At 61.8% G+C, this 9,490-nt stretch carries 16 protein-coding genes; 1 reads left to right on the forward strand and 15 read right to left on the reverse strand.

Features of this window, described 5'->3' with window-relative positions:
* Window positions 1-16 precede the first annotated feature (16 nt).
* The 15 genes from rpsH to rpsJ all read right to left on the reverse strand — a co-directional run bounded on the left by rpsH (window position 17) and on the right by rpsJ (window position 7,652).
* Window positions 17-415, reverse strand: coding sequence for a 30S ribosomal protein S8 (rpsH, locus tag LFT46_RS14410; protein ID WP_018769139.1), 399 nt, complete (start codon window positions 413-415; stop codon window positions 17-19).
* Window positions 416-497: 82 nt separating this feature from the next.
* Complete coding sequence (gene rplE, locus LFT46_RS14415; RefSeq protein WP_236799107.1) at window positions 498-1,079, reverse strand: 50S ribosomal protein L5; 582 nt, start codon at window positions 1,077-1,079, stop codon at window positions 498-500.
* The gene (gene rplX / locus LFT46_RS14420) at window positions 1,079-1,441 is read right to left on the reverse strand and encodes a 50S ribosomal protein L24 (protein ID WP_236799108.1); all 363 of its coding nucleotides are present in this window, start codon (window positions 1,439-1,441) and stop codon (window positions 1,079-1,081) included. The genes rplE and rplX overlap by 1 nt, the downstream gene beginning before the upstream one ends.
* A 3-nt stretch (window positions 1,442-1,444) precedes the next feature.
* Window positions 1,445-1,813, reverse strand: coding sequence for a 50S ribosomal protein L14 (rplN, locus tag LFT46_RS14425; RefSeq protein WP_003803789.1), 369 nt, complete (start codon window positions 1,811-1,813; stop codon window positions 1,445-1,447).
* 486 nt (window positions 1,814-2,299) lie between these two features.
* Window positions 2,300-2,605: a 30S ribosomal protein S17 gene (gene rpsQ / locus LFT46_RS14430; protein ID WP_272910802.1), complete on the reverse strand. Its 306-nt coding sequence runs from the start codon at window positions 2,603-2,605 to the stop codon at window positions 2,300-2,302.
* Complete coding sequence (gene rpmC, locus LFT46_RS21170; RefSeq protein ID WP_272910803.1) at window positions 2,602-2,931, reverse strand: 50S ribosomal protein L29; 330 nt, start codon at window positions 2,929-2,931, stop codon at window positions 2,602-2,604. The genes rpsQ and rpmC overlap by 4 nt, the downstream gene beginning before the upstream one ends.
* Before the next feature lie 2 nt (window positions 2,932-2,933).
* Window positions 2,934-3,350 (reverse strand): 50S ribosomal protein L16, encoded by a 417-nt coding sequence (gene rplP / locus LFT46_RS14440; RefSeq protein ID WP_015937848.1) that lies wholly within the window; start codon window positions 3,348-3,350, stop codon window positions 2,934-2,936.
* Window positions 3,351-4,181: a 30S ribosomal protein S3 gene (gene rpsC / locus LFT46_RS14445; protein WP_236820177.1), complete on the reverse strand. Its 831-nt coding sequence runs from the start codon at window positions 4,179-4,181 to the stop codon at window positions 3,351-3,353.
* Complete coding sequence (rplV, locus tag LFT46_RS14450; RefSeq protein ID WP_009358304.1) at window positions 4,182-4,547, reverse strand: 50S ribosomal protein L22; 366 nt, start codon at window positions 4,545-4,547, stop codon at window positions 4,182-4,184.
* A gap of 38 nt (window positions 4,548-4,585) precedes the next feature.
* Window positions 4,586-4,867: a 30S ribosomal protein S19 gene (gene rpsS, locus LFT46_RS14455; RefSeq protein WP_003803803.1), complete on the reverse strand. Its 282-nt coding sequence runs from the start codon at window positions 4,865-4,867 to the stop codon at window positions 4,586-4,588.
* A 12-nt stretch (window positions 4,868-4,879) separates the two neighbouring features.
* Window positions 4,880-5,719, reverse strand: coding sequence for a 50S ribosomal protein L2 (gene rplB, locus LFT46_RS14460; protein ID WP_026264302.1), 840 nt, complete (start codon window positions 5,717-5,719; stop codon window positions 4,880-4,882).
* Window positions 5,720-5,748: 29 nt separating this feature from the next.
* Window positions 5,749-6,054 (reverse strand): 50S ribosomal protein L23, encoded by a 306-nt coding sequence (gene rplW / locus LFT46_RS14465; protein ID WP_011692807.1) that lies wholly within the window; start codon window positions 6,052-6,054, stop codon window positions 5,749-5,751.
* Complete coding sequence (gene rplD / locus LFT46_RS14470) at window positions 6,051-6,671, reverse strand: 50S ribosomal protein L4 (RefSeq protein ID WP_141942676.1); 621 nt, start codon at window positions 6,669-6,671, stop codon at window positions 6,051-6,053. The genes rplW and rplD overlap by 4 nt, the downstream gene beginning before the upstream one ends.
* A gap of 4 nt (window positions 6,672-6,675) precedes the next feature.
* Window positions 6,676-7,326 (reverse strand): 50S ribosomal protein L3, encoded by a 651-nt coding sequence (gene rplC, locus LFT46_RS14475; protein WP_236799111.1) that lies wholly within the window; start codon window positions 7,324-7,326, stop codon window positions 6,676-6,678.
* Between the two features lie 17 nt (window positions 7,327-7,343).
* The gene (gene rpsJ, locus LFT46_RS14480) at window positions 7,344-7,652 is read right to left on the reverse strand and encodes a 30S ribosomal protein S10 (protein WP_003803825.1); all 309 of its coding nucleotides are present in this window, start codon (window positions 7,650-7,652) and stop codon (window positions 7,344-7,346) included.
* 396 nt (window positions 7,653-8,048) lie between these two features.
* Here rpsJ and LFT46_RS14485 point away from each other — a divergent pair, with 396 nt between their 5' ends.
* On the forward strand, window positions 8,049-9,485 hold the full coding sequence (locus tag LFT46_RS14485) for a GH1 family beta-glucosidase (RefSeq protein ID WP_236822049.1): 1,437 nt from the start codon (window positions 8,049-8,051) through the stop codon (window positions 9,483-9,485).
* The last annotated feature ends 5 nt before the right edge of the window (window positions 9,486-9,490 follow it).

The raw sequence follows: 9,490 nt of genomic DNA on the forward strand, positions 1-9,490 counted from the left end.
TTCTCTTCCTTTCCCGTTACCAGACGTACGCGAGGACTTCGCCGCCCACGCCCTTCTTGCCGGCCTGCTTGTCAGTCAGGAGGCCGGAAGAGGTGGACAGGATTGCGATACCCAGGCCACCCAGCACGTGCGGCAGGTTGGTGGACTTCGCGTAAACGCGGAGGCCCGGCTTGGAGATGCGGCGAACACCGGCGATGGAACGCTCGCGGTTCGGACCGAACTTGAGTTCGAGGGTCAGCTTCTTGCCAACCTCAGCGTCCTCTTCCTTCCAGCCGGCGATGAAACCTTCGGCCTTGAGGATGTCGGCAACGCGTGCCTTGAGCTTGCTGTAAGGCATAGACACGGAGTCGTGGTATGCCGAGTTTGCGTTACGCAGGCGCGTAAGCATATCTGCGACAGGATCTGTCATTGTCATGTGGGCTCATGCCCTTCCTCGTAACGGTTTCCGCCGTCCCGTCCTTGACGGATCGGAGCGGCCGGACCTTTTACGTAGTTAATTAAGCTTCGGTTTTGAACGGGAAACCAAGCGCCTTGAGCAGCGCGCGGCCTTCGTCATCGGTCTTGGCGGTGGTGACAACCGTGATGTCCATACCGCGGACGCGGTCGATCTTGTCCTGGTCGATTTCGTGGAACATAACCTGTTCGGTCAGACCGAAGGTGTAGTTGCCATTGCCATCAAACTGCTTGCCGCTGAGGCCGCGGAAGTCGCGGATACGGGGCAGTGCCAGGCTGACCAGGCGGTCCACGAATTCCCACATGCGGTCGCCACGCAGGGTTGCGTGTGCACCGATGGGCATGCCTTCGCGCAGCTTGAACTGTGCGATCGACTTGCGGGCCTTGGTAACCTGCGGCTTCTGGCCGGTGATCTGGGTCAGGTCGCGGACAGCGCCGTCGATCAGCTTGGAGTCCTTGGCGGCATCTCCAACACCCATGTTCACAACGACCTTCACCAGGCGGGGCACCTGGTTCACGTTCTGGTACTTGAACTCATCCTGGAGCTGGCCCTTGATGGTTTCGGCGTACTTGGCCTTCAGACGGGGAACGATCTTCGTTGCCGGAGTCTCGATGGTCTCAGTCATTAGATGTCCTTCCCGGTGCTCTTGGACACGCGGATGCGGACGGTCTTCTGCACGCCGTTCTTCTCCACGGTGTCGAGGCGGAAGCCCACACGGGTCGGCTTCTTGGTCGACGGGTCAACCAGGGCCACGTTCGAAATGTGGATCGGGGCCTCTACGACCTCGATGCCGCCGGTCTTGGTGCCGCGCTGCGACTGTCCAACCCGGGTGTGCTTGGTGACGCGGTTGATGCCCTCAACCAGCACGCGGTTGGTGTCGGTGAAGACGCGCAGGACCTTGCCCTGCTTGCCGCGGTCGCCGCCGCGCTCAGCCTTGGCGCCAGTGATGACCTGAACCAGGTCACCCTTCTTGATCTTTGCAGCCATGGACTAGAGCACCTCCGGAGCCAGAGAAACGATCTTCATGAACTTCTTGTCACGCAGTTCACGACCAACCGGTCCGAAGATACGGGTACCGCGGGGGTCACCGTCGTTCTTCAGGATCACAGCTGCGTTCTCGTCAAACTTGATGTAGGAACCATCCGCACGGCGGCGTTCCTTCTTGGTACGGACGATGACGGCCTTGACCACATCGCCCTTCTTTACGTTGCCGCCAGGGATCGCATCCTTGACGGTGGCGACAATGACGTCACCGATGCCTGCGTAGCGACGGCCGGATCCACCGAGAACGCGAATGGTAAGGATTTCCTTAGCACCCGTGTTGTCGGCGACCTTGAGTCGCGACTCCTGCTGAATCACTATTTACTCCTTGCGTCGCGCCGGTTCTCAGGCCGTGGTCTTGCTACGGAATGAGCCTTGCGGAACGGTTGATCGGGGTGTCTCTTGACCTGCCTGGATTTTGCCAGACCAGGCCTAAACGCCCGTGCCAGAAGCAGTTGCTCCCATCCAGTCCGGGACGGATCCCGGGCGCACAGGGGCACTATGCTGTGGCACGCTTGTTTACGAGGTTGATGACGGCGCGCGAAAGGCGCCATACAAACTCAATATCCTAGCACGTTTTCCGCCAGTCCCCATATCACCGCCGTCCCCTGGTCCGCAAGCAGTGCAGGACGCACGACGGCGTCACGCATGGCAGCCTTTCGGTCCGCCCAGGGTGCCGCTCCCCCGCCAGAGCAGGTCCCGCCGTCGTGCGCTTCGCTGAAATGCTGGCTGCCGTGAGGGGCGCGTTAAAACGAGGAGGCCCCCACTCCGGAAGGAGCAGGGGCCTCAGCTAAGCAGCAGGTGCTACTTGGCCTTCTCGAGGATTTCCACGAGCCGCCAGTTCTTGGTGGCGGACAGCGGACGGGTCTCGGCGATGACAACGAGGTCGCCGATGCCGGCGGTGTTCTCTTCGTCGTGTGCCTTGACCTTGGAAGTGCGGCGGATGACCTTGCCGTACAGTGCGTGCTTCACGCGGTCTTCAACCTCGACAACGATGGTCTTTTCCATCTTGTCGGAGACCACGTAACCGCGACGGGTCTTGCGGTAACCGCGCTGCACAGCCTTGGCTGCGGTAGCAGTTTCGGTCACGTTCTGGTCCTTTTCACTCACTTGGCGTCCTCCTCGGTCTCAGCCTTTTCAGCCTTGTCGGCCTTCTTGGTTGAAGCCTTCCTGGACTTCTTTTCTTCCTTGGCTTCCACAACCGGCGCGGCAACCTCGGCACGAATGCCCAGCTCGCGTTCGCGGAGAACGGTGTAGATGCGGGCGATGTCCTTCTTTACCGCGCGCAGGCGACCGTGGTTCTCCAGCTGTCCGGTGGCGGACTGGAAACGCAGGTTGAACAGCTCTTCCTTGGCCTTGCGGAGTTCTTCAACGAGACGCTCGTTGTCGAAACCGTCCAGCTGTGCGGGAGCCAGATCCTTGGATCCTACTGCCATTTCTACTCACCACCTTCGCGACGCACAATGCGTGCCTTCAACGGCAGCTTGTGGATTGCCAGGCGCAGGGCCTCGCGAGCTACCTCTTCATTGACACCGGAGAGTTCGAACAGAACCCGGCCCGGCTTGACGTTGGCGACCCACCATTCCGGTGAACCCTTACCGGAACCCATGCGGGTTTCGGCAGGCTTCTTGGTCAGGGGACGGTCCGGGTAAATGTTGATCCAGACCTTACCGCCACGCTTGATGTGGCGGGTCATCGCGATACGGGCAGATTCGATCTGGCGGTTGGTGACGTATGCCGGGCTCAGAGCCTGGATACCCCACTCACCGAACGAGACCTCGGTGCCGCCCGTGGCAGCGCCGGAACGACCCGGGTGGTGCTGCTTACGGTGCTTGACTCGACGTGGGATAAGCATTTAAGCCTGTCCTCCTTCTGCTGCTGCAGGTGCAGCTTCAGCTGCCGGAGCTTCAACAGCGGGAGCTGCGTCAGCGGCCGGACGGTCGTTGCGACGGCGGCGGTCACCGCGGTCAGCGCCACCCGGGCGGCCGGGACGCTCGCCACGGCCACCGCGGGACGGAGCGGCAGCAGCCTGTGCGGCCAGTTCCTTGGCGGTGACGTCACCCTTGTAGATCCAGACCTTCACGCCGATACGGCCGAAGGTGGTCTTGGCTTCGTAGAAGCCGTAGTCGATGTTCGCGCGGAGGGTGTGCAGGGGCACACGGCCTTCGCGGTAGAACTCCGAGCGGGACATTTCAGCGCCACCCAGGCGGCCCGAGCAGGCGATACGGATGCCCTTGGCACCTGCACGCTGTGCGGACTGCATGGCCTTCTTCATCGCACGGCGGAATGCCACGCGGGAAGTCAGCTGCTCTGCAACGCCCTGGGCCACAAGCTGGGCTTCCATCTCGGGGTTCTTGACCTCGAGGATGTTCAGCTGGACCTGCTTGCCGGTGAGCTTTTCGAGCTCGCCGCGGATGCGGTCTGCTTCTGCTCCACGGCGGCCGATGACGATGCCGGGACGGGCCGTGTGGATGTCCACGCGGACACGGTCACGGGTACGCTCGATTTCGACCTTGGCGATACCGGCGCGCTCCATGCCCGTGGACATGAGCTGGCGGATGCGGATGTCTTCGCGAACGAAGTCCTTGTACCGCTGGCCGGCCTTGGTGCTGTCAGCGAACCAGTGCGATACGTGATCGGTGGTGATGCCGAGTCGGAACCCGTGCGGGTTTACTTTCTGTCCCACTTAGCGAGCCTCCTCTTTCTCCGGGGTAGCGACTACCACGGTGATGTGGCTGGTGCGCTTCTTGATCTGAAATGCACGACCCTGGGCACGCGGCTGGAACCGCTTCATGGTCGGGCCTTCATCAACAAACGCTTCGCTGATGATGAGGTCGCCTTCGTCAAACGCCACGCCGTCGCGGTCCGCGAGGACCCGGGCGTTGGAGATTGCCGACTGAACTACCTTGAATACCGGCTCCGAAGCTGCCTGCGGGGCAAACTTCAGAATTGCCAGAGCCTCATTCGCTTGCAATCCACGAACAAGGTTGACGACGCGCCGGGCCTTCATAGGCGTTACGCGGATGTGGCGCGCAATTGCCTTGGCTTCCATTGCTTTCCTTCTCTCGTCTTTGACGTAAACGCAGGCGCCTAGCGGCGCTTGCCCTTACGGTCGTCCTTGACATGGCCGCGGAATGTCCGCGTGGGAGCGAATTCGCCGAGCTTGTGCCCGACCATCGACTCAGTGACAAACACCGGGATGTGCTTGCGTCCGTCGTGTACGGCGATCGTGTGCCCGAGCATGTCGGGGATGATCATCGAACGGCGGGACCAGGTCTTGATGACGTTCTTGGTGCCCTTTTCGTTTTCCCTGGCTACCTTCACAAAGAGGTGCTGGTCAACGAAAGGACCTTTTTTCAGGCTGCGTGGCATGTGTCCAGGCTCCTATCGCTTGTTCTTGCCAGTACGACGGCGACGCACAATAAGCTTGTCGCTCTCTTTGTTGGGGCGGCGGGTGCGGCCTTCACGCTTACCGTTCGGGTTCACGGGGTTACGACCACCGGAAGTCTTACCTTCACCACCACCGTGCGGGTGGTCAACCGGGTTCATGGCGACACCACGGACGGTCGGGCGGACGCCCTTCCACCGCATACGGCCGGCCTTGCCCCAGTTGATGTTCGACTGCTCGGCGTTGCCAACTTCGCCGACCGTTGCGCGGCAGCGCACGTCAACGTTGCGGATTTCGCCGGAGGGCAGGCGCAGCTGGGCGAAGCGGCCTTCCTTGGCAACAAGCTGGATGGATGCGCCGGCGGAGCGGCCCATCTTGGCGCCGCCACCCGGACGCAGTTCAACTGCGTGGATAACGGTACCCACCGGGATGTTGAGCAGCGGCAGGTTGTTACCGGGCTTGATGTCAGCACCGGCACCTGCCTCTACAACGTCACCCTGGGAGAGCTTGTTGGGAGCGATGATGTAACGCTTGGTGCCATCAACGTAGTGCAGGAGGGCGATGCGAGCCGTGCGGTTCGGATCGTACTCGATTTCGGCAACGCGGGCGTTGACGCCGTCCTTGTCGTGGCGACGGAAGTCGATCAGACGGTACTGGCGCTTGTGTCCACCACCCTTGTGGCGGGTGGTGATCTTACCGGTGTTGTTACGGCCGCCCTTCTTGGGCAGCGGACGTACCAACGACTTTTCCGGCGTCGACCGCGTGATTTCGATAAAGTCCGCTACGCTCGAGCCACGACGGCCCGGGGTAGTCGGCTTGTATTTACGGATTCCCATAATTTATTTCCTCGTTAAAGTGGTCTCCGCTACGCGAGCGGACCGCCGAAGATGTCGATGGTGCCTTCTTTGAGGGTGACAATCGCACGCTTGGTGTTCTTGCGGGTACCCCATCCGAATTTGGTGCGCTTGCGCTTACCGGCACGGTTGATGGTGTTGATCGATTCGACCTTGACGGAGAAGATCTTCTCCACGGCCAGCTTGATCTCGGTCTTGTTCGAACGGGGGTCCACCAGGAAGGTGTACTTGCCCTCGTCGATCAGGCCGTAGCTCTTTTCCGACACGACGGGTGCAAGCACGACGTCGCGGGGATCCTTGATGGTGGCTGCACTCACTTGGCATCCTCCTCGTTCTTTGCTGCCTTAGCGGCAACGAATGCGTCGTAGGCAGCCTTGGTGAAGACAACGTCATCAGAGACGAGAACGTCGTAGGTGTTCAGCTGGTCTGCGTACAGAACGTGAACGCCGGCGAGGTTGCGCACGGACAGTGCGGCAACATCGTTATCGCGCTCGATGACGACCAGCAGGTTCTTGCGGTCGGAAACGCCGCGAAGCGTTGCCAGGGCAGTCTTGGAAGACGGCTTGTCTCCAGCAACCAGCTCGGAGACAACGTGGATGCGACCGTTGCGGGCCCGGTCAGACAGTGCGCCGCGCAGTGCAGCAGCAATCATCTTCTTGGGGGTGCGCTGGCTGTAGTCACGCGGGGTGGGACCGTGGACAATGCCACCGCCGGTCATGTGCGGAGCACGGACGGAACCCTGACGGGCGCGGCCGGTACCCTTCTGCTTGAACGGCTTGCGTCCTGCACCGGAAACTTCAGCGCGGGTCTTGGTCTTGTGGGTTCCCTGGCGGGCAGCAGCGAGCTGGGCAACGACAACCTGGTGCAGCAGCGGCACGTTGGTCTGAACGTCGAAGATCTCTGCAGGCAGGTCAACCTGGACAGTGTTAGCCATTGAACTAGGCTCCCTTCACGGCAGTGCGTACGAGTACGACCTGGCCGCGGGCACCGGGAACGGCGCCCTTGATCAGGAGCAGCGACTTCTCGACGTCAACCGCGTGGACCGTGAGGTTCAGCGTGGTGTGACGAACGGCGCCCATGCGGCCGGCCATTTTCATGCCCTTGAAGACGCGGCTCGGGGTGGATGCGCCACCGATTGAACCGGGCTTACGGTGGTTCTTGTGGGCACCGTGGGAAGCGCCAACGCCGTGGAAGCCGTGACGCTTCATAACACCGGCGAAGCCCTTACCCTTGGTGGTGCCGATGACGTCGATCTTCTGACCGGCCTCGAAGAGCTCCACGGAGAGCTCCTGGCCCAGCTCGTACTCAGCAGCATCTGCGGTACGGAGTTCGACGACGTGGCGGCGAGGCGTGACGCCTGCCTTCTCAAAGTGACCAGCCAGCGGCTTGGTGACCTTGCGGGGATCGATCTGGCCGTAGCCGATCTGAACGGCGACGTAGCCATCGGACTCAGCATTGCGCAGCTGGGTGATGACGTTCGAGTCTGCCTGGACCACAGTGACGGGGATGAGCTTGTTGTTCTCGTCCCAGACCTGGGTCATGCCGAGCTTCGTGCCCAGCAGGCCCTTTACGTTACGGGTTGCGGTCATAGTTTCTCAGCACCTCCCTACAGCTTGATTTCGATGTTCACGTCAGCCGGCAGGTCGAGACGCATGAGCGAGTCAACAGCCTTCGGCGTGGGATCGATGATGTCGATAAGACGCTTGTGCGTGCGCATTTCAAAGTGCTCGCGGCTGTCCTTGTACTTGTGCGGAGAGCGGATAACGCAGTACACGTTCTTCTCCGTAGGCAGCGGCACGGGGCCAACTACCGTTGCGCCTGCGCGCGTGACCGTCTCAACGATCTTCCGTGCTGAAACGTCAATGACCTCGTGGTCGTATGACTTCAGCCGGATGCGGATTTTTTGTCCCGCCATGTCGCCTGACTCTCTTTCAGTCTGTGCTTCCCCGGTTTAGGGCTGCCCTGTTCACTTACTCGTTGTATGGCTGCCGAAGCATTTGAGGTCGTAACCACCATCCGCCGCGCAAGCTGAATCCGGATGAATCCGGGTTCCTCAACCTGCCGGCGCAACCGACCCCCGCGGTCGGGCGTGTCGCGCTGAACACGCATACAAATCCGCAATTCCATTGGGGTGGGTTATGTTTGGTCTTCAGCTTGGACCCTGCACCCGGCATTATCCGGATCGGGACACGAAGAAGCGCTTGAACAACTCATCTAGTATGCCGGAAAACTGCGGCAGATGCGAATTGGCTCCGTATCGATGCTCGTCAGGGCCATTGCCGCGGGCCGGGAGCGGCTGGATGATAGGGGCATGACCCTGGAGAGTACAGAATCGGTGACGGAACTGGCCGGGCGCGTGCCGCCGTCGTTCATCCTCGGCGTCGCGGCAGCGGCATTCCAGATTGAAGGCTCGCTGAAGGCCGGGGGCCGTGGGCCATCGGGGTGGGATGCCTTCGCGGAGAAGCCCGGTGCCATCCTCGACGGCCACTCCCCCGCAGTGGCGTGCGACCACTACAACAGGCTCCCGGAGGATGTCGCGCTGCTGAAGGAACTGGGCGTAGGCTCCTACAGGTTCTCCCTGTCCTGGCCACGCATCCAGCCTGATGGACGGGGTGCCCTCAATGCCGAAGGCCTGGATTTCTACGACCGTCTCATCGACCAACTGCTCGAAGCAGGCGTCTCACCCATGGCAACGCTCTACCACTGGGACACTCCCCTGCCCCTGGAACACCGCGGCGGCTGGCTGAACCGGGACACGGCCGAGCGGTTCGGCGAGTATGCCAGAGCCGCCGGTGAGCGGTTCGGAGACCGGGTGGCTCAGTGGGTCACCCTCAACGAACCCGTATCGGTCACCCTGAACGGCTACGCACTGGGGGTGCATGCACCCGGCCGCCGGCTGCTGTTCGACGCCCTTCCCGCCGTCCATCACCAGCTCCTGGCACACGGGCTCGGCGTGCAGGCGCTGCGGGCTGCTGGAGTGGCCGGCGGAGTAGGCCTGTCCAACCTGCACTCTCCCGTCAGGCCCGCCTCACGAAAAATCGGCGATAGGCTCGTCGCCCACCTCTATGACCTGCTGATGAACAGGATGTACGCGGATCCGGTCCTGCTGGGCCGCTACCCGTCGCTGCCGCTGTACGCGAAGCCCTGGCTGCGTTCCATCGGCAGGATTTCCGACGCGGATCTCAAAACCATCCACCAGCCCTTGGATTTCTACGGGCTCAACTACTACTTCCCGGTCAAGGTGGCCGTGGGGCCAGGCATCACCCCGCTGCCTGCGGACATGCACAAGGAGCTTGCCAAGCTGCCCTTCCACGAGGTGGGCTATCCGGAGTACGGGAGTACGGGCTTCGGCTGGCCCGTGGCGCCGGAACACCTGGGCATCCTGCTGCAGGAAATGCGCGACCGTTACGGAGCGGCCCTCCCCCCGGTCTACATCACCGAGGGCGGCGCCAGTTTCCCGGAACCTGACCGCGTTTCGGGGACCCTCGAGGATACCGATCGGGTGGAGTACCTGGCCAGTCATTTGGGTGCGGCGCTTGAGGCCACGGCTCCCGGGGGCCTGGCAGAGGGATTGGACCTGCGTGGCTATTTCGTGTGGACGCTCATGGACAACTTTGAGTGGGCCGCCGGCTACTCGCAACGTTTTGGCCTGGTGCACGTGGACTTTGAGACGCTGCAGCGGACGCCCAAGAGGTCCTTCTACTGGTACCAGGCCCTGTCCCGCGCAAGGAATGGCCGATCAGACTAGCCTGG

The organism is Arthrobacter sp. FW306-07-I, assembly GCF_021800405.1.
GTDB lineage: Bacteria > Actinomycetota > Actinomycetes > Actinomycetales > Micrococcaceae > Arthrobacter.